Raw genomic sequence first — 18,156 nt, forward strand, 5'->3', positions numbered from 1 at the left:
CCGGCTCGCCCCGACGCTTCGCGTCACCACATCATCGCTTCGCGTCGTCATCTCGTCACCCTGCGTCGACACCTCGACCGCTGGCTGTTTCGGGTCGGACCGCCTGAACCGTCCCCGATCGTACTCGGCCAGCGGCGTATCTTCGTGTTACCCACCCCCGCAGGCCTGGCCTTCGCGGCCGCGCTCCTGGTCATGCTGATCGCGTCGATCAACTACAACCTGAGCCTCGGTTACGCGCTGGTGTTCCTCCTCGGCGGCGTGTCTGTCGCCAGCATCGTGCACGCCTTCCGCAACCTGCTGCACCTGTCATTCTCACCGGGACGCGCCGAGCCGGTCTTTGCCGGCGAAAGTGCCTGCTTCCACATCGTCGTAGCCAATCACAGGCCTGCACGGCGACCTGCGCTGCGTCTCACGGCGCACGGGGCGGCCGTGCCGTTCGAGATCGGCGCAGGCGACGGCGCCGACGTCACCGTTCCGGTCGTGACCGCAACGCGCGGCTGGATGACGCTCGGCCGCGTGCGGATCGAAACGACCTATCCACTCGGCTTGATCCGTGCATGGAGCGTACTGGTCCCCGATCAACGCTGCCTCGTGTATCCTGCCCCCGAACCGACACCCCCGCCGCTGCCCGAGGGCGCATCCCGCAACCTCGGGCAGCGGGCCGGCGCGGCCGGCGACGATGACTTTGCCGGCCTGCGCACGCACCAGCCGGCGGACTCGCCGCGCCACGTCGCATGGAAGACGCTCGCCCGCGGCGGTCCCATGCTCACCAAGCAATTCAGCGGCATGGATGGCGGGGAGATCGATCTCGACTGGAATGATCTCCCCGCGAACCTCGGCACCGAAGCCCGGCTGTCGCGCATGACCGCGTGGATCATGGCAGCCGAACGGCGAGGGCTCGCCTTTTCGCTCACGTTGCCCGACACGCGGATCGCGACGGGGCGCGGGCCGCAACACAGCACGAGCTGCCTGCAGCGTCTTGCCCTCTTCGGAACGGACGTCGCCGCCGATGCGTGACACGCGCGCGCCCACTCCCGCGCAGTTCGGCTGGCTACTCGCCGCGGTGACCGCGACCCTCGCGCCACACGCGATCGAACTCCCCTACTGGCTCGCCATCCTGTGCGCGAGCCTTATCGCCATCCGCAGCGCGCTGCTGTGGCGACGAGGGAAGCCGCCCCACCAGCTCGTCATCGTGCTGGTTGCGGTCGCAGCGGGAATCGGGGTGCGGTTCGAATTCAGTCATTTCTTCGGCAAGGATCCGGGCGTCGCGCTGCTTGCCGTGCTGCTGTGCCTGAAACTGCTCGAATCGCGCACCACGCGCGACCTGCGTGCGGCGGTCCTGCTTGCCTACTTCCTGCAGCTCGGCCTGTTCTTCTACAACCAGACACCGGGCATCGCCGCGCTCGCGCTCGCCGGAGCGCTGCTGACCACGACGACCCTGCTGAGCCTCGAGGACGCCGCCGCGCGGCCGGTCGCCCAGCTGCGCACCAGCGCAGTGCTCCTCTCACAGGGCCTGCCCTTCATGCTGGTCCTGTTCGTGCTCTTCCCGCGCGTGCAGGGCCCGTTGTGGGGCCTGCCGTCGGATGCCTATAGCGGCATGACCGGGCTTTCCGACACGATGACACCCGGCTCGATCAGCCAGCTCGGCCTGTCGGATGCCATCGCCTTCCGCGCCGAATTCGACGGCACCCCGCCGCCGCCCTCCCAGCGCTACTGGCGCGGCCCGGTACTCACCCGCTACGACGGACGAAGCTGGCGACCGGGCTTCAGCACGATCGCCAGGGAGCCCCGTTACGAACCCTCGGGCCGCGCCTACGAGTACCGTCTCACACTCGAACCGCACAATCAGCCCTGGCTCCTCGCGCTCGATTTCCCGGCTGCGGACATCCCGAAGACGCGCTATGCCGGCGACTTCCGCCTGCTCGCCGAACAGCCCGTGCGCATGCGCACACGCTTCGACCTGCGCTCGTATCCCGCAACCGCGGTGGGCAAGGTCGAGGACGCCATCGTGCTTGCCGAGGCGCAGCGCCTTCCGGCCAACGTCAATCCGCGCAGCCGGGCCCTGGCACGCGAAATCGCGACGGAGGGGGCCGGCCCGTCGGAGATCCTCGCACTCACCCTCGAACGCCTGCGCGGCTTGGACCTGACGTACACGCTCAGCCCGCCCCTCCTGGGCACCCATTCAGTCGACGAATTCCTGTTCGACACCCGACAGGGGTTCTGCGAGCATTTCGCATCGGCCTTCGTGTTCCTGATGCGCGCCGCAGGCGTCCCGGCCCGCGTCGTCACCGGCTATCAGGGCGGCGAGATCAATCCGGTCGACGGCAGCCTCGTCGTGCGGCAGTCCGATGCCCACGCCTGGGCGGAAGTATGGCTCGTCGGGCGCGGCTGGGTTCGCGTCGACCCCACGGCGCTGGCGGCCCCGTCCCGCATCGAGTCCGGCCTGAGCGCAGCCCTGCCGGATTGGGACGTCCTCCCGTTGCTGCGGCGCCCCGGCATGGACTGGCTGCGCGACCTGCGGCACCGCTGGGATGCCGTGTCCAATACGTGGAACCAGTGGGTTCTTGGATACAATCCCGACCGGCAACGCGACCTGCTCGAGCGGATGGGCTTCCCGCAGCCCGACTGGCGCACGCTGGCGATGCTCCTGGGCGTGTCCGCGGCGGGCCTGATGCTGCTGCTCCTGGCATGGGCCTTTGCCCAGCGCCGCCAGCACGACCCGCTCGACGCCGCCTGGACCAGTTTTTCCCGCAAGCTTGCCCGCCACGGCGCGGCCCGGCATCCGTGGGAAGGACCGCTCGATTACGGCAAGCGGCTGGCGATGACCTTCCCTGAACATGCCGAGCCGCTGCGCACGATCAGCGAGGACTACGCCAGGCTGCGCTACCGCATCGGGCCTGCCGACCCGCACAGCGTTCGCCTGCTCGCCCGACACATCCGGAGACTGAAGCTGAAATGAAACGTACCCTCGCCGCCGCGGTCATGAGCCTCGGACTTATTTCACTGCCGGGTCTCGCCAGCGGCTCCTTCGCCGAGCACCCCGAAGCCATCCGCTTCGCGGACTCGATGCAGGAAAAACACGGCTTCGACCGCGATGCTGTGCTCGCAGCGCTCGCGCAGGCCCGCCCCGAACCTCGCGTCATCGACCTCATCCGCCCGCCCGCGACGCCCGGCACCCGCTCCTGGCAGCGTTATCGCGCACGCTTCCTCGACGGCAAGCGGATCGATGGCGGCATCGTCTTCTGGCAGGAACACGCGGCCGCACTGCAGAAGGCCGCCGATCAGTACGGCGTCCCGCCGGAAATCGTCGTCGCCATCATCGGCGTGGAAACCTATTACGGGCGCAACACAGGCAACTTCGAGACCGTCTCCGCGCTAGCGACCCTCGCCTTCGACTACCCACCGCGCGCCGCACTCTTTCTGAGCGAACTGGAACAACTGTTCCTGCTTGCGCGCGAACAGGTCCGCGATCCGCTGTCGTACTACGGCTCCTACGCCGGCGCGCTCGGCTACCCCCAGTTCCTGCCCAGCAGCATCCGCAACTATGCCGTCGACTTCGACGGCAACGGGCACATCGACTTCGACAACGAGCCCGTCGACGCCATCGGCAGCGTCGCCAACTACCTTGCGCGGCATGGATGGGTACGCGGTGAAACGGTCGCGATACCCGCCCTTGTGCCACCCGAAGCCGATGCGCAGGCACTCGTCGACGCCGGCATCGAACCCACGCTGGCGCCCGAGACGATCGCCGCCGCCGGTATCGTCGCCGCCAGCGCCAATCCGCCGGCAGCCCCGGCGACCCTCGTCGACCTCGCCACCCCGGGCGCACCGACCGAATACTGGCTCGGCTATCGCAACTTCTACGTGATCACGCGCTACAACAAGAGCAGCTTCTACGCGATGGCCGTGTACGAACTGGCACGCGCACTGCGCGACCAGTACGCGAACCTCGCCGCACCGCAGTAGGCGCAACCACAATCAGCGGGAAAAGCGTCAGAGCAGTTCGTCGCGCGAAATGCCGCGGCGCTTGACGGTGCGCCGCAACTGGCTCAGCGCCTCGAGCTGGATCTGGCGCACCCGCTCGCGCGTGAGCGACAGGCGTGCAGCCAGCTCCTCCAGCGTCATCACCTCGCATTCGTCGAGGCCATAGCGGTGACGGATGACCAAGCGCTGCTTCTCGTTGAGCATCCCGATCCACTCGCGGATCAGCGCCTCGACCTCGGCATCCTGGATCGACAGATCGGGCGACGTCGCCTGGTCGTCGGCCAGCGATTCGCCGATCGACAGCGTCGGATCGATATCCAGCGGCGCATCGAGCGAGGCCGTGTGCTCGCTCAGGGAAAGGATTGCGCGCACCTCGTCGACGGACTTGTCCAGCATCGTCGCGACCTGCTCCAGCGTGAACTCCCCGTTCCCGGCCGCCTCGAGGCTGCGCTGGGCACGCAGGACCTGGTTGAGTTCCTTCACCACATGGACAGGCAGCCGGATCGTGCGCGACTGGTTCATGATGGCCCGCTCGATGTTCTGGCGTATCCACCAGGTCGCATAAGTCGAGAAGCGGAACCCGCGCTCGGGATCGAACTTCTCCAGCGCGTGCATCAGACCGAGGTTGCCCTCCTCGACTAGGTCGAGCAGGGGAATGCCGCGATTGAGGTAATGCTTGGCGATATTGACGACCAGGCGCAGGTTGCGCTCGATCATCGTCTGGCGAGCCTGGAAGTCGCCCACCCTGACGCGGCGCGCCAGCGTCGCCTCCTCCTCCGCGGTCAGCAGCGGATTGGCGCCGATTTCGTTGAGGTAGATCTGGGTGACGTCGCTGAGAAACTCGTTCTCGAAAACCGGTGCGGCCCGCTCGACGAATACTTCCACCTCGAGGGGCAGATCCGGTTCCTGACTCTCTACATCGTCATGACTTGCCGGATCGTACATAGCCTCCTCGTCAGCGTGCAGGCAAATACTTCAGCGGATCAACCGGGCGGCCCTGCTTGCGGATCTCGAAATGCACCTTGGGACGATCCGCATCGGTGCTGCCAAGCTCCGCAATTTTCTGGCCTTTCGACACCGAATCCCCTTCCTTCACCAGCAACTGCTGATTATGCGCATAGGCTGTCAGGTAATTCGCATCGTGCTTGATGATGACCAGTTTTCCATAGCCACGCAAGCCGCTTCCGGAATACACCACCTTTCCGCCCGCCGACGCCACCACCGGATCCCCCGGTTTGCCGGCGATGTCGACGCCCTTGTTCGTGCCCTCGTCGAATGTTTCGATGACCTGACCCGCGGCCGGCCACAGCCACGTGGTATTGCCCGGCGCCTTCTCCGGCTCGGGCGCGGCGGGCGCCGGCGCGGCTGGTACGGTCGTCGCCCGCGGATTCAGCGAGGCCCACGCCTCGTCACTATACGGCTGCTTGCCCCCACGGGGCTCCTGCTTGAACCCGCCCGCGACCGGCGGGGCGGTGTCGCCCGGAGTCTTGACCGGCTGGACGTCCACCGGCTGCGTGATCGCGATCGGCTGCGCCACCGCGCCGGCCGGCGCGCCACCGGCGGCCGGCGCAGCGCCCACCCTCAGCGCCTGCCCGACATGGATCTGGTTAGGATCGGAGAGGCCGTTCCAGCCGACCAGATCCTTCACCGTCACTCCGTACTGCCGCGCGATCCCCAACAGGGTGTCCCCGGGACGCACCACGTGCGTCTGGGCATCCGTCTTCGGCACCGCACCCGCTGCATCCGAGGCGGGCTCGGCTGCGGGCGGAGGGGTACCGTCCCTGACGGGAGCGGGCCGCGGGGCCGCACACCCCACCAGCACCGCGACAACGCCGCACAGCGTCAGCCAGCGGCACATATGACCAAGCTTCACTGAATCACTCATTCCGTACCAGTCAATAATGGGACGAACCGCACAGCATCGAGGCGACTCTCCCTGAAAACATTCCCCTGCCGCTCGATCATCACGAGCCTCTGGTCCGCGCCACCGACCGGCAGCATCAGCCGCCCGCCCGAAGCAAGCTGCTCCTTGAGGGACACCGGCACGCTCGCCGCAGCAGCCGCGACTATAATCGTGTCATACGGAGCGGCCTCGGGCAAACCCATCGTGCCATCGGCACATTTCAGCCGCACGTTGGGCAAACGCAGTGGGCGGAGATTCTCGCGCGCCACATCGAGCAACGGACGGATCCGTTCCACCGCATAGACTTCCGTGGCAACAAAGGACAACACCGCCGCCTGGTAGCCACAACCTGCCCCGACCTCCAGCGTCCGACCGAGTTCGCGGCCGGCGCGCAGCGTCTCGATCATCTTCGCGACCACGAACGGCTGCGAAATCGTCTGCTGGTAGCCGATGGGCAGTGCCGTGTCGTCGTAAGCGCTGTACGCCAGCCCCTCTTCGACAAATGCGTGTCGCGGCACCTGCATCATCGCCGCGAGCACCTTCTCGTCCCGGATGCCCTGAGCGCGCAGGCGCTCCACCATGCGAGCCCGCGCGCGTGTCGCGGCCTGGCCTGCATCGGGCCGGCGCAGGCTCATCGTGCCAGCCACTCCGAAACACCCGGCATCAGGTTGTAATGCGTCAGATCGATCTGCAGAGGCGTAATGGAGACAAACCCTTCCGCCACTGCGTTGAAGTCCGTTCCCTCACCGGCATCAGCCGCCTGTCCGGCAGCACCCACCCAATAGACCGTCTCGTTGCGCGGCGTCGTGCTGCGGATCACTGGCTCCGCCTTGTGGCGCTTGCCCAGACGCGTGATCTTCTGCCCGCGCAATTCCTCGTACGGTCGATCCGGAACATTCACGTTCAGCAGCACGGGCTGGCGAAACGGCTCACGCAGGAAACGCTCGGCCAGGTCGCGCGCCACTCGCGCTGCGGCGGAAAAATCGCTCGCCTGCTTGCTCACGAGCGAGATTGCAATCGACGGGACGCCGAGCAGGTAACCCTCCGTGGCCGCCGCGACCGTGCCGGAGTACACCGTGTCGTCGCCCATATTGGCGCCATGATTGACCCCCGACACAACCATGTCAGGCAGATGATCCAGCATCCCGGTCACGGCCAGATGCACGCAGTCCGTGGGCGTGCCATTGACGAAATGGAAGCCGTTGGCTGCACGGCGCAGCGACAAGGGACGATCGAGGGTCAGTGAGTTGCTCGCACCGCTGCGGTCGCGCTCGGGCGCCACGACGGTCACGTCCCCCACCTCGGAGAGGGCCGCCGCCAGGGCGGCGATGCCAGGAGCAAAATAACCGTCGTCGTTGCTGACCAGAATACGCATGTTTTTTCCGTTCGGAGGGATACAAACCACGATGCGGGGCCGGATGTATCGCAGAAGCGGCGAAGCATCTTAGCACACCGACGCCCCCCGCCCGGTCACCCGGCCAGCCCGACGGAGTGCATAAAAGCAAAAACCGGCCAGCGGCCGGTTCTTGTTTGAATTTATTGGTCGGGGCGGCGGGATTCGAACTCGCGACCCCTTGCACCCCATGCAAGTGCGCTACCAGGCTGCGCTACGCCCCGACACAAGGCGCCATTATAGCAGCGCTATCGGATTTTGCCAGTCCAGAATCACGCTTTCAGCAGGGCGAGCGTCGCCATGATCTCCGCTCGCACGCCGGCGAGCGTTTCGCGCAGCCGGTCGGACTCTTCCGCCTCCTCCTGCTCATGGATGGCGGACTCGCCGAGCTTGTTGCGCGCCCCCGAGATCGTGAAGCCTTCGTCGTACAACAGCTCGCGGATGCGTCGCACCAGCAGCACTTCGTGATGCTGGTAATAGCGGCGGTTGCCGCGCCGCTTCACCGGCTTCAGCTGGGTGAACTCCTGCTCCCAGTAGCGCAGAACATGAGGCTTCACCGCGCACAACTCGCTCACCTCACCGATCGTGAAGTAGCGCTTGGCCGGAATCGGCGGCAGCGGCCCGGAGGCCTCGTTATGGCTGCTTGCCTGCATCGCTCAGCTGCTCCACGGCTGCCTTCAGCTTCTGACTGGCATGGAAGGTGACAACGCGGCGAGCGGTGATCGGAATCTCCTCGCCGGTCTTCGGGTTGCGTCCGGGCCTTTGCGGCTTGTCGCGCAGCTGGAAATTGCCGAATCCGGAAAGTTTCACGGACTCGCCCTTTTCCAGGGCCAGGCGGATCTCCTCGAAGAAGCCTTCCACCATGTCCTTGGCTTCACGCTTGTTGAGGCCGACACGCTCGAAGAGCATATCGGCCAGCTCTGCTTTGGTCAGGGTAATGTTCATACTGGGACTATCCACGCAAGCGGGCGCCGAGCACAGTTTCAGCATGATGCACAATCGCCGTGACTGCGGCATCCACCTCTGCATCCTCAAGCGTGCGTTGAGTATCTTGCATCAACACCCTGAACGCAAGGCTCTTTTTCCCCGGATCGATGCCTTTGCCATGATACACATCGAAGAGCTCGACACCCTTCACGATGGCGGGCGCAGACTCGTTCAGCACCTCGATCACGCGCGCGACCGGCAGTGCCTCCTCGACGACGAGGGCGAGGTCGCGAGTGACCGCTGGCTGGCGCGAGATCTCCGCGTAGGCGGGCAAATCGGCTCGCAGCGCCGCATCCAGGTCGAGCTCGAACACGACCGGAGCGGTACCGAGGTCGTAGCGCTGCACCCAGACCGGGTGGAGCTCGCCGACGACGCCGATGCGACGCCCGTCGAGCAGCACCGCCGCGGCGCGACCGGGATGGAGTGCAGGATCCGAAACCGGCTCGAACTTCAGGGTGCGCGGCGCAAAGAGCGCCTCGACGTCGCCCTTCACATCGTAGAAATCGACATTGCGGGTCGGCGCACCCCATTGTTCGGGCAGCGCGGAGCCGGCCGCAAGACCGGCGACACGCACGGGCTGATGGAAGCCGGCGACCGGCTCGCCATCGGCCTTGCGCTCGAAGCAGCGGCCGATCTCGAACACGCGCACGCGGCTCAACTGCCGCTTGCGGTTCGCGACGAGATTGTCCGCGAGCCCGGGAATCAGGCTGCTGCGCATCACGCTCATCTGGCTGGCGATCGGGTTCGCGAGCCGGATCGGCGTGTCGTTGGAACAGAAATCGCGCTCCCAAGCTTCGTCGACGAACGCGTAGTTGACCACTTCCTGGTAGTCGCGGCCGGCCAGCTGATGGCGAACATCCCAGGCGCTGCGACCGGACTCGGAACGGTCCAGCATCGCCAGCCCACCCTGCGGCGGCAGGGCCGGGATGTTGTCATAGCCGTAAAGGCGCGCGATCTCCTCGATCAGGTCTTCCTCGATCTCGATGTCGAAACGGAAGGACGGCGGCACGACGAGCAGGTCTTCGCCCTCGTGGCGCACACCGAGGTGCACGCCATTGAGCAGTTTGGCGATCGCGGCATTGTCGGGATCGATACCCAGCAGGCGGCGCGCACGTGCCGGACGCAGACGGACCGGCTTGCGTGCAGGCAAATGCGCCTTCGACACCGCCTCGACGACCGGGCCTGCGGCACCGCCGCAGATCTCGAGGATCAGCTGCGTCGCGCGCTCGATCGCGCTTGCCGCCAGCTCGAAGTCCACGCCACGCTCGAAGCGGTGCGAGGCATCGGACACGAAGCCGTAGCTGCGCGCGCGACCCGCGATCGCGTCGGGCGCAAAGAAGGCGCTCTCGAGGAACATGTCGGTCGTCTCGAGCGTAATGCCGCTGTCCTCGCCGCCCATGATGCCCGCGAGCGCCAGCGCACGCTTCTCGTCGGCGATCAGCAGGGTATCGGCCGCCGGAGTGACGGTCTGCTCGTTGAGCAGCAGCACCTGCTCGCCCTCGCGCGGATAGCGCACGTGGACTGCACCGGACAGGCGCGCATCGTCGAAGGCGTGAAGCGGCTGGCCGAGCTCCAGCATCACGTAGTTGGTGACGTCGACGAGCGCACTGATCGAGCGCACGCCGCATCGCTGCAGGCGCTGCTTCATCCAGTCCGGCGTGGGCGCCTTCGCGTCGACGCCGCGCACGATACGCCCGCAGTAGCGCGGACACGCCTCCGGCGCGTCGAGCACGATTTCGCGGCGGTCGTCGAGGGTCGGCTGAACCGCCACGACTTCAGGCAAGGAAAGCGGCTGCCCGGTCAGCGCTGCGACCTCGCGGCCGACACCGAGCAGGCTCAGGCAGTCCGAGCGATTGGGCGTGAGCTTGATCGTGAACAGCGTGTCGTCGAGCGCCAGATACTCGCGCAGGCTCATCCCGACGGGGGCGTCGGCAGGCAGATCCATCAAGCCGGCGTGGTCTTCCGAGAGACCCAGCTCGCGGGCCGAGCACAGCATCCCGAATGACTCGACACCGCGCAGCTTGGCCGCCTTGATTTCGAAGCCGGGCAGCTTCGCACCGACGATGGCGCACGGCACCTTCATGCCGACTGCCGCATTCGGCGCGCCGCAGACGATCTGCAGCAGTTCGCCCTGCCCCGCGTCGACCTTGCACAACTTCAGCTTGTCGGCGTTGGGATGCTTTTCCGCTTCGACGATCCGGGCGACGACTACGCCGGTGAAGGGCGGCGCAACGGGCGACGATTCTTCCACCTCGAGGCCGGCCATCGTCATGAGATGTCCAAGCGCCTCGCTGTCGAGCGGAGGATTGACGAGGCTCCGCAGCCACTGTTCCGAGAATTGCATGATTCGATTACCTGAATTGGCTCAAGAAGCGCAGATCGCCTTCGAAGAACAGGCGCAGATCATTGACGCCGTAGCGCAGCATCGTGAGACGATCCGGCCCCATGCCGAAGGCGAAACCGGTATAGCGTTCGGGGTCGATGCCGCCGAAGCGCAGGACGTTCGGATGCACCATGCCGCAACCGGCGATCTCGAGCCAGCGCCCCTTGAGCGCACCGCTCATGAAGGCGACGTCGATCTCAGCGCTGGGCTCGGTGAAGGGGAAGAACGAGGGACGGAAGCGCACCTGCAGGTCTTCGGTCTCGAAGAACTTGCGCAGGAAGTCGGCGATCACGCCCTTGAGGTCGGCAAAGCTGACGTTCTCGCCGACCCACAGGCCTTCGACCTGATGGAACATTGGCGAATGCGTGGCATCCGAATCGACGCGATATACGCGCCCCGGCGCAATGATGCGCAGCTCGGGCATCTGCTCGCGCCCGGCATGACGGGCGGCATGATCGAGCATCGCGCGCACCTGCACCGGACTGGTGTGCGTGCGCAGCAGCACTTCGTCATTACCTTCGAGGTAGAAGGTGTCGTGCATGGAGCGCGCGGGGTGGTTCTCCGGCGTATTCAGCGCGGTGAAATTATGCCAATCGGTCTCGATCTCCGGACCGTCGGCAACCACGAAGCCGATCGAGCGGAACAGCTGTTCGATGCGCTCGAGCGTGCGACTCACCGGATGCAGACCACCAACGGACGTGCCGCGACCCGGCAAGGTCACATCGAGAGCCTCGGCAGCGAGTTGGGCGAGCAGGACGGCTTCGCGCAGGGCAGTGCGGCGGGCTTCGAGCGCCGCCTCGATCGCATCCTTGGCGCGGTTGATCTCGGCGCCCGCAGCGCGGCGCTCTTCGGGCGCGAGCTTGCCGAGGCTCTTGAGCTGCTCGGTGAGCACGCCCGTCTTGCCGAGAAAGCGCGCCTTGGCCTGTTCGAGCTGGACGCCGTCCGCCGCCGCGGCGAACTCGGCCGTGGCCTGTTGAACGAGTTGATCGAGCTTATCCATTTGCTTGCCGTGGAAAATTCAGAAAAAAAAAAGGAGGCCAGGCCTCCTTTTTTCGTGCTGCGTTCGATTACGCAGCGAGTTTGGCCCGGGCCTGATCTGCGAGCGCCGCAAATGCGGGCTTGTCGAACACGGCCAGGTCAGCCAGAACCTTGCGATCCACTTCGATGGCGGCCTTCTTGAGGCCGTTCATGAAGGTGCTGTAGGTCAGGCCCACTTCACGCGCAGCGGCGTTGATACGGGCGATCCACAGGGCACGGAACTGGCGCTTGCGCTGACGACGGTCACGGTAGGCGTACTGACCGGCCTTCATCACCGCCTGTTTGGCGATGCGGTATACGTTCTTGCGGCGGCCGCGGTAACCCTTGGCCTGATCGAGAACCTTCTTGTGACGCGCGCGGGCTGTTACACCACGTTTAACTCGGGGCATTGCGGTCTCCTATCAAGCGTAAGGCAGCATGGCGCGGATCAGCTTCTCGTCGGCGGCGTGAACTTCCGTCATGCCGCGCAGCTGGCGCTTGCTCTTGGTGGTCTTCTTGGTAAGGATGTGGCGCTTGAACGCCTGGGACCGCTTGATCCCACCACTAGCGCGGACCTTGAACCGTTTGGCGGCTCCGCTCTTGGTCTTCATCTTCGGCATTGCTAACTCCAAAGTTTATGAATGACGTCAGGTAGCGTCGCCATGCGGCGCGTTTTCAACCAGACATCACTTGTTTTCCGGCAGGCGTGCCCACCGGGATTTGCCTCCAGCCCGAGGACCGGAGGCAGATTCACGGTCGCGCTCAGCGGTTCTTCTTGACCGGCGCGATCACCATCACCATCTGACGCCCTTCCATCTTGGGCATCTGCTCGACCTGGCCCAACTCCTCCAGATCGGCCTTGACCCGCTCGAGCTGACGCAGGCCGAATTCCTGGTGCGCCATTTCCCGACCGCGGAAACGCAGCGTCACCTTGCACTTGTCACCGTCTTCAAGGAAGCGCTTGAGGTTGCGCAGCTTGATCTGGTAGTCGTTCTCGTCAGTTGCAGGGCGAAGCTTGACTTCCTTGATCTGCACCTGCTTCTGCTTGAGCTTGGCTTCGTGGGCCTTTTTCTGCTCCTGATACTTGAACTTGCCGAAGTCCATCACCCGGCAGACCGGGGGCTGCGCCATCGGCGCGATTTCGACAAGATCCAGCCCGGCTTCTTCAGCTGCCTCGAGGGCCGTTCTCAGGGACACAATACCGATCGGTTCGCCGTCTTCACCGAGCAGACGAACTTCGGGCGCGCTGATCTCCTCATTGACGCGCTGCTTTTTTTCTTGAGCGATGGTTCAGTTCTCCACGAATGCCAAAAATCAAATCGAGGTCGACCGCGCTTCAACTTCGCGCTGCCAACGCTCGATCAGGGTATCGAGGGTCATCTGGCCAAGATCCTGGCCCCCTCGGGCACGCACGGCAACGAGGCCTGCTGCCTTTTCCTTCTCGCCGATGACGATCTGGTAGGGCAGCTTGTGCACGCTATGTTCTCGAATTTTATAGGTAATCTTTTCGTTACGCAAATCCGCCTCGACCCGGAAACCCGCCTGCTTCAAGCGTTTTGTGACTTCCGTCGCGTACTCGGACTGGCCTTCCGAGATATTCAGCACCACAGCCTGCACCGGGGAAAGCCATAGCGGCAACGCTCCCGCGAAGTGCTCGATGAGGATGCCGATGAAACGCTCGAGGGAACCGAGGATCGCGCGATGCAACATCACGGGATACTTCTTGGCGTTGTCTTCGGCGACGTATTCGGCCCCGAGGCGGACCGGGAGATTGAAGTCGAGCTGTAGCGTGCCGCACTGCCACACGCGATTGAGACAGTCCTTGAGCGAAAACTCGATCTTCGGCCCGTAGAACGCCCCCTCGCCCGGCTGCAACTCATACGCGAGCCCTTGCGCGTCGAGCGCGGCCGCGAGCGCGGCCTCGGCCGCATCCCACTGCTCGTCGGTACCGACGCGCTTGTCGGGGCGCGTCGACAACTTGATCAGGATGTCATTGAAACCGAAATCGGCGTACACCTTCTGGAGCAGACGGATGAAGGCGGCCGATTCGGCCTGCACCTGATCCTCGGCACAGAAGATGTGTGCATCGTCCTGCACGAAGTTACGCACGCGCATGATGCCGTGGAGCGAGCCGGATGGTTCGTTGCGGTGACAGGAGCCAAACTCCGCCATGCGCAGCGGCAGGTCGCGATAGCTCTTCAGCCCCTGATTGAAGATCTGGATGTGGCACGGGCAGTTCATCGGCTTGACGGCGTAGTCGTGCTTCTCCGACTGCGTCGTGAACATGAGGTCGGAATACATGCCCCAGTGGCCAGATTTCTCCCACAGCGAGCGATCGACGATCTGCGGCGTCTTCACTTCCTGGTAGCCGTTTTCGAGGATGGTGCGGCGCATGTACTGCTCGACCTGCTGCCACAGCGTCCAGCCGTTGGAGTGCCAGAACACCATGCCGGGCGCCTCTTCCTGCAGATGGAAGAGATCGAGCAGACGGCCGAGCTTGCGGTGGTCGCGCTTCTCGGCCTCTTCGAGCATATGCAGATAGCTCTCGAGGTCTTCCTTCTTCGCCCAAGCGGTGCCGTACACGCGCTGCAGCATCTCGTTCTTCGAATCACCACGCCAGTACGCGCCGGCCAGCTTGGTCAGCTTGAAAACCTTGAGCTTGCCCGTGGAGGGGACGTGCGGACCGCGGCACAGGTCGATGAAGTCACCCTGGCGATAGAGCGAGACGTCCTCGCCCTGCGGGATCGAGGCAATGATCTCGGCCTTGTAGTTCTCGCCCTGCGACTTGAAGAAGTCGACCGCCTTGTCGCGCGACCAAACTTCGCGCGCGACCGGGATCTCGCGCTTGGCGAGTTCGGCCATGCGCTTTTCGATGCATTCGAGGTCTTCCGGCGTGAACGGGCGCTTGTACGAGAAGTCGTAGTAGAAGCCGTTCTCGATGACCGGGCCGATCGTGACCTGGGCATCCGGAAAAAGCTCCTTCACCGCGTGCGCAAGCAGGTGAGCGGTCGAGTGCCGGATGATATCCACGCCCTCTTCGCTCTTGTCGGTGACGATCGCAAGCGATGCATCGCTTTCGATGCGATGCGAGAGATCGACGAGCCTGCCATCCACTTTGCCCGCGAGCGCGGCTTTCGCGAGACCCGCTCCGATCGATGCCGCGACGTCGAGCACGGTCACCGGATGGTCGAAGCTGCGAACGGAACCGTCGGGGAGCGTGATGTTCGGCATGATCTCTAGGCCTCGAGAAGGAGTGACGAAAAAGCTGGATGATGAAAAACGTGGACGAAAAAAAAGTGCGGACGGGCCGCACTTTTTTCCTGGAGCACTACAGCGGAGCCCGACTTTTCAGTTTCTGGCTTCAGTAGTAGTTCGGAAGATCATCTTCCAGCTCCATATGTTGGTAGGCGCGATTGGACTCGAACCAACGACCCCCACCATGTCAAGGTGGTGCTCTAACCAGCTGAGCTACGCGCCTGCTAAGAGCTGCGCATTATAGGCATCACTATCGAGGTGCGCAACATCTTTTTGAAAATTTCTTCAGACACCCCTCCACACGATCCGGCGGGGATTGCGCGCCTCAATGGCTGGTGCCTTCCTCACGCGTGATCTTGTTCCAGACGTTGTACTTGCCGACCGGCTTCTTCATCGGCAGGCGCTTCACTTCCTCGAGCGTAGTGGCGTCGTAGACGATCAGTGCGCCGTCCATCTCCCACAGGCTCGCGAGCGCATAGCGGCCGTCACGCGTGAACTCGATGTGCGCCAGGGTCTGACCCGGAGCCGCCTTGAGCTCCTTGACGATCTCCAGCGTCTGCTTGTCGATGACCTGCAATGTGTTCTTGGCCTCGCGGCTCATCATCGAGTCGACGAAGGCGTAGCGGCTGTTCTCGTGGCTGCGCAGGAAGAAGCCGGGGCCGCGCGTGGGGATGCGCTTGACGACGCTCCAGTCCTTGAGGTCTATGACCGTGACTTCCGCGGCCTTGAGGTTGGTGCTCGCCATGACGCGCCGCCCCTGCCAGTCCCACGAGATGCCGGAGCCGAGATGGGGCATGCCGTCGAGCGCGAGATCGGCGATCTTGCGGCGCACGTCGAGGTGCACGACCTGGCCTACGCCTTCGCGCGACGCGCCGAGGACGGTGGAGTAGTCCTGCGTGAAGAAGAAGTCGTCGAGCGGATCGGCCAGGCTGCTGCGGCGCGGATTCAGGTAGCCGGGGATGAAGGCGCCTTCGCGGTACTTGAAGTCGTGGACGAAGCCGGTCGGGATGTCTTCGACCTTGCGGTCGTAGCTGATTTCCCAGATCTCGGGGACGTCCTTCAGCGCAGCAACGAAGGACTTGCGCGGAGTGGCTTCGTACACTGCGGAGACACGAGAGCTGCTCTTGCCCTCGCGGTCGGTGACCGGGATCGATTTCAGCAGGTTGAGGTCGCCGTCGAGCAGCACCAGGGTGTGCGGCAGATAGTTGGCGACGGCAACGTGCTCGCCGTCTGGCGATACGGCGACGTTCCGGGTGTTGATGCCGGCGCGGATCTCGGTGACGACCTTGAGGTTCCACAGATCGTATTTCGTGATCCAGCCGTCACGCGAGGCGAAGAACACGTAGCGGCCGTCGGCCGTGAATTTCGGCCCGCCATGCAGCGCGTGGCGGCTCGGGAAACGGTGGATGCGCTCGAGCTTGTCACCGTCGAGCACCGAGACGTGATGGTCGCCGGTTTCGACGACGAGGAAAAGGTTCATCGGGTCGGCGTCGAACACCGGTTTCGCGGGCAAGGTCGCCGGATCGACGTGGGCGACGCGCGAGGCCCGGATGTCGGACTCGCTCCAGGTCGGCGCGGGCACGACCGGGGTATAGATCCACGCGACGAGCGCGGCGATCTGTTCCTGGGGAATCAGGGCGCCGAACGGCAGCATCTGGGTCGCGGCGCGGCCGTCGCGGACCACCGTCGCGGCCTCCTCCTTGCGCAGGCGCGCGAGGTTTTCGGGCAGCAGCGCGGGGCCGGTTGCGCCGAGGCGGTCCGGACCATGACAGGCGGCGCAGTGTTGCTGGTAGACCGCCGCGGGGCCGTCTGCGCCCTTCGAATCGGCAGCATGCAGCGCGAGGGCCGCGCCGACGACGAAGCCGGAAAGGATCAGGACGCGCCGGACGGGCGACGGCAGGGTGTGCGTGGATTTCATGAGGTCCTCGGATCAGGCGGTGCGCTGACGGGGAGCGAAGGGGGTGGTGACGACGCGCGCGCCAACGACCTCGCCGGCCTTCACGCCGATTTCGTCGTCACTGAGGTAGCAGCCTGGATCCTCGGCCCACGGGTCTCCGGTGATCTGCTGCGCACGCACGCGCGAGCTGCCGTTGCAGATGTCGAGATGGTGGCAGGCGCCGCAGCGCCCGGACAACGCGCGCGGATGCTGCTTGAGTCCGGCCATCAGCGGATTGGACAGGTCGCTCCAGATCTCGGAGAACTTGCGCTCGCGGACGTTCCCGAGCGGCACGTGCCACCACATCGTGTCGGGATGGACGACGCCGAGGTTGTCGATGTTGGCGACGTTCACGCCGCTGGCGTTGCCGCCCCATTGCGCGAGCTTGCCGCGGATGTGTTCGACATGTTCGGGGAAGCGCCGCGCGACCCAGTGCAGCAGGTAGACGCCGTCGGCGTCGTTGTTGCCGGTGACGAAGTCCTTCTCGATGCCGCGCCGATGCAGGTCAAGGCAGGTTTCGAAGAGCAGGTCCATCGCGTCGCGCGTGGTCTGGTGGCGTGCGTCGTCGGCGCGGTGCTTGTTGCCGCGGCCGGCGTAGTTGAGGTGCGAGAAGTAGAACTTGTCGATGCCCTCGTACTCGACGAGGCGCAGCAGCGCCGTCAGGTCGTGGGCGTTGTCCTCGGTCATCGTGTAGCGCACGCCGACCTTGATGCCACGCGCGAGGCACAGGCGAATGCCGGCCATCGAGGCCTCGAAGGCGCCGTCGAGGCGGCGGAACTTGTCGTGCGTGGCGCCGATGCCGTCGAGGCTGACGCCGACGTAGTCGAAGCCGGTGTCGTCAATCGCGTCGATATTGGCGTCGTTGATCAGCGTGCCGTTGCTCGACAGTCCGACATAGAAGCCCATCTCTTTCGCGTGCCGGCCGATCTCGAAGATGTCGGGGCGGAGCAGCGGTTCGCCGCCGGACAGGATCAGGACCGGCACGCGGAACGCCTTGAGGTCGTCCATCACCCGGAATACATCGGCGGTCGGCAGCTCGCCGGGGAAATCCTTGTCGGCGGAAATCGAGTAACAGTGCTTGCAGGTCAGGTTGCAGCGACGGATCAGGTTCCAGATGACGACCGGACCGGGGGGATTGCGGCGCGGGGCGACGGGTGTCGGGTGGTCGAGTTCGCGGATGAAGTGCGAGATGCGGAACATGGGTCTCTCCTCAGTGCTGCCATTACAGCGAACCGCAGCCTTCGGGAAAATGACGCTGGTCAAGGGCGGGCGGATGGCCGCGGGGACCGCAGACGCAC

General features: G+C 64.9%; 17 protein-coding genes and 2 tRNA genes. 3 read left to right on the forward strand and 16 right to left on the reverse strand.

What is annotated here, in order from left to right; all coding sequences use genetic code 11:
- Positions 1 to 144 precede the first annotated feature (144 nt).
- The 3 genes from GPA27_RS14625 to mltB are packed head-to-tail and all read left to right on the forward strand — an operon-like array spanning position 145 to position 3,966.
- The gene (locus GPA27_RS14625) at positions 145 to 1,017 is read left to right on the forward strand and encodes a DUF58 domain-containing protein (RefSeq protein WP_256222965.1); all 873 of its coding nucleotides are present in this window, start codon (positions 145 to 147) and stop codon (positions 1,015 to 1,017) included.
- Positions 1,010 to 2,959, forward strand: coding sequence for a transglutaminase TgpA family protein (locus GPA27_RS14630; protein WP_169141352.1), 1,950 nt, complete (start codon positions 1,010 to 1,012; stop codon positions 2,957 to 2,959). The genes GPA27_RS14625 and GPA27_RS14630 overlap by 8 nt, the downstream gene beginning before the upstream one ends.
- Positions 2,956 to 3,966, forward strand: coding sequence for a lytic murein transglycosylase B (gene mltB / locus GPA27_RS14635; RefSeq protein WP_169141353.1), 1,011 nt, complete (start codon positions 2,956 to 2,958; stop codon positions 3,964 to 3,966). The genes GPA27_RS14630 and mltB overlap by 4 nt, the downstream gene beginning before the upstream one ends.
- A 27-nt stretch (positions 3,967 to 3,993) precedes the next feature.
- Here the strand turns inward: mltB and rpoS are convergent, their stop codons facing one another.
- The 16 genes from rpoS to nirJ all read right to left on the reverse strand — a co-directional run bounded on the left by rpoS (position 3,994) and on the right by nirJ (position 18,058).
- Positions 3,994 to 4,929, reverse strand: coding sequence for an RNA polymerase sigma factor RpoS (rpoS, locus tag GPA27_RS14640; protein WP_169141354.1), 936 nt, complete (start codon positions 4,927 to 4,929; stop codon positions 3,994 to 3,996).
- A 10-nt stretch (positions 4,930 to 4,939) separates the two neighbouring features.
- Positions 4,940 to 5,632: a murein hydrolase activator EnvC family protein gene (locus GPA27_RS14645; RefSeq protein WP_444541839.1), complete on the reverse strand. Its 693-nt coding sequence runs from the start codon at positions 5,630 to 5,632 to the stop codon at positions 4,940 to 4,942.
- Between the two features lie 233 nt (positions 5,633 to 5,865).
- Complete coding sequence (locus GPA27_RS14650; protein ID WP_169141356.1) at positions 5,866 to 6,522, reverse strand: protein-L-isoaspartate(D-aspartate) O-methyltransferase; 657 nt, start codon at positions 6,520 to 6,522, stop codon at positions 5,866 to 5,868.
- A complete protein-coding gene (gene surE / locus GPA27_RS14655; RefSeq protein WP_169141357.1) occupies positions 6,519 to 7,262 on the reverse strand; it encodes a 5'/3'-nucleotidase SurE in 744 nt (247 codons plus the stop codon). Before surE ends, GPA27_RS14650 begins: the two co-directional genes overlap by 4 nt.
- 165 nt (positions 7,263 to 7,427) lie before the next feature.
- Positions 7,428 to 7,504, reverse strand: a tRNA-Pro gene (locus tag GPA27_RS14660).
- A 48-nt stretch (positions 7,505 to 7,552) separates the two neighbouring features.
- Positions 7,553 to 7,933, reverse strand: coding sequence for a MerR family transcriptional regulator (locus tag GPA27_RS14665; RefSeq protein WP_169141358.1), 381 nt, complete (start codon positions 7,931 to 7,933; stop codon positions 7,553 to 7,555).
- Positions 7,914 to 8,225: an integration host factor subunit alpha gene (locus GPA27_RS14670; protein WP_050417146.1), complete on the reverse strand. Its 312-nt coding sequence runs from the start codon at positions 8,223 to 8,225 to the stop codon at positions 7,914 to 7,916. The genes GPA27_RS14665 and GPA27_RS14670 overlap by 20 nt, the downstream gene beginning before the upstream one ends.
- A gap of 7 nt (positions 8,226 to 8,232) precedes the next feature.
- The gene (pheT, locus tag GPA27_RS14675; protein ID WP_169141359.1) at positions 8,233 to 10,611 is read right to left on the reverse strand and encodes a phenylalanine--tRNA ligase subunit beta; all 2,379 of its coding nucleotides are present in this window, start codon (positions 10,609 to 10,611) and stop codon (positions 8,233 to 8,235) included.
- A gap of 7 nt (positions 10,612 to 10,618) precedes the next feature.
- A complete protein-coding gene (gene pheS, locus GPA27_RS14680) occupies positions 10,619 to 11,650 on the reverse strand; it encodes a phenylalanine--tRNA ligase subunit alpha (RefSeq protein ID WP_169141360.1) in 1,032 nt (343 codons plus the stop codon).
- A gap of 67 nt (positions 11,651 to 11,717) precedes the next feature.
- Positions 11,718 to 12,077, reverse strand: coding sequence for a 50S ribosomal protein L20 (rplT, locus tag GPA27_RS14685; protein WP_018988925.1), 360 nt, complete (start codon positions 12,075 to 12,077; stop codon positions 11,718 to 11,720).
- A gap of 12 nt (positions 12,078 to 12,089) precedes the next feature.
- Complete coding sequence (gene rpmI, locus GPA27_RS14690) at positions 12,090 to 12,287, reverse strand: 50S ribosomal protein L35 (protein ID WP_015437124.1); 198 nt, start codon at positions 12,285 to 12,287, stop codon at positions 12,090 to 12,092.
- A gap of 142 nt (positions 12,288 to 12,429) precedes the next feature.
- Positions 12,430 to 12,954, reverse strand: a complete 525-nt coding sequence (gene infC, locus GPA27_RS14695; RefSeq protein WP_169141389.1) for a translation initiation factor IF-3 — start codon at positions 12,952 to 12,954, stop codon at positions 12,430 to 12,432.
- 27 nt (positions 12,955 to 12,981) lie between these two features.
- The gene (thrS, locus tag GPA27_RS14700; RefSeq protein ID WP_169141361.1) at positions 12,982 to 14,898 is read right to left on the reverse strand and encodes a threonine--tRNA ligase; all 1,917 of its coding nucleotides are present in this window, start codon (positions 14,896 to 14,898) and stop codon (positions 12,982 to 12,984) included.
- A 170-nt stretch (positions 14,899 to 15,068) separates the two neighbouring features.
- Positions 15,069 to 15,145, reverse strand: a tRNA-Val gene (locus GPA27_RS14705).
- A gap of 102 nt (positions 15,146 to 15,247) precedes the next feature.
- Positions 15,248 to 16,840 carry a nitrite reductase gene (locus tag GPA27_RS14710; protein ID WP_169141362.1) on the reverse strand — a complete coding sequence of 531 codons (1,593 nt, stop codon included), beginning with the start codon at positions 16,838 to 16,840 and terminating at the stop codon, positions 15,248 to 15,250.
- Positions 16,841 to 16,852: 12 nt separating this feature from the next.
- Positions 16,853 to 18,058, reverse strand: a complete 1,206-nt coding sequence (gene nirJ / locus GPA27_RS14715) for a heme d1 biosynthesis radical SAM protein NirJ (RefSeq protein ID WP_169141363.1) — start codon at positions 18,056 to 18,058, stop codon at positions 16,853 to 16,855.
- Positions 18,059 to 18,156 lie beyond the last annotated feature (98 nt).

The sequence above is a fragment of the Aromatoleum toluolicum genome, assembly GCF_012911005.2.
Taxonomy (GTDB): Bacteria; Pseudomonadota; Gammaproteobacteria; order Burkholderiales; family Rhodocyclaceae; genus Aromatoleum; species Aromatoleum toluolicum.

Coding starts and splice junctions, on each gene's coding strand:
- GPA27_RS14630 (WP_169141352.1), top strand. CDS start 1,010: ATGCGTGACACGCGCGCGCCCACTCCCGCGCAGTTCGGCTGGCTACTC.
- mltB (WP_169141353.1), top strand. CDS start 2,956: ATGAAACGTACCCTCGCCGCCGCGGTCATGAGCCTCGGACTTATTTCA.
- rpoS (WP_169141354.1), bottom strand. CDS start 4,929: ATGTACGATCCGGCAAGTCATGACGATGTAGAGAGTCAGGAACCGGAT.
- GPA27_RS14650 (WP_169141356.1), bottom strand. CDS start 6,522: ATGAGCCTGCGCCGGCCCGATGCAGGCCAGGCCGCGACACGCGCGCGG.
- surE (WP_169141357.1), bottom strand. CDS start 7,262: ATGCGTATTCTGGTCAGCAACGACGACGGTTATTTTGCTCCTGGCATC.
- GPA27_RS14665 (WP_169141358.1), bottom strand. CDS start 7,933: ATGCAGGCAAGCAGCCATAACGAGGCCTCCGGGCCGCTGCCGCCGATT.
- GPA27_RS14670 (WP_050417146.1), bottom strand. CDS start 8,225: ATGAACATTACCCTGACCAAAGCAGAGCTGGCCGATATGCTCTTCGAG.
- pheT (WP_169141359.1), bottom strand. CDS start 10,611: ATGCAATTCTCGGAACAGTGGCTGCGGAGCCTCGTCAATCCTCCGCTC.
- pheS (WP_169141360.1), bottom strand. CDS start 11,650: ATGGATAAGCTCGATCAACTCGTTCAACAGGCCACGGCCGAGTTCGCC.
- rplT (WP_018988925.1), bottom strand. CDS start 12,077: ATGCCCCGAGTTAAACGTGGTGTAACAGCCCGCGCGCGTCACAAGAAG.
- rpmI (WP_015437124.1), bottom strand. CDS start 12,287: ATGCCGAAGATGAAGACCAAGAGCGGAGCCGCCAAACGGTTCAAGGTC.
- thrS (WP_169141361.1), bottom strand. CDS start 14,898: ATGCCGAACATCACGCTCCCCGACGGTTCCGTTCGCAGCTTCGACCAT.
- GPA27_RS14710 (WP_169141362.1), bottom strand. CDS start 16,840: ATGAAATCCACGCACACCCTGCCGTCGCCCGTCCGGCGCGTCCTGATC.
- nirJ (WP_169141363.1), bottom strand. CDS start 18,058: ATGTTCCGCATCTCGCACTTCATCCGCGAACTCGACCACCCGACACCC.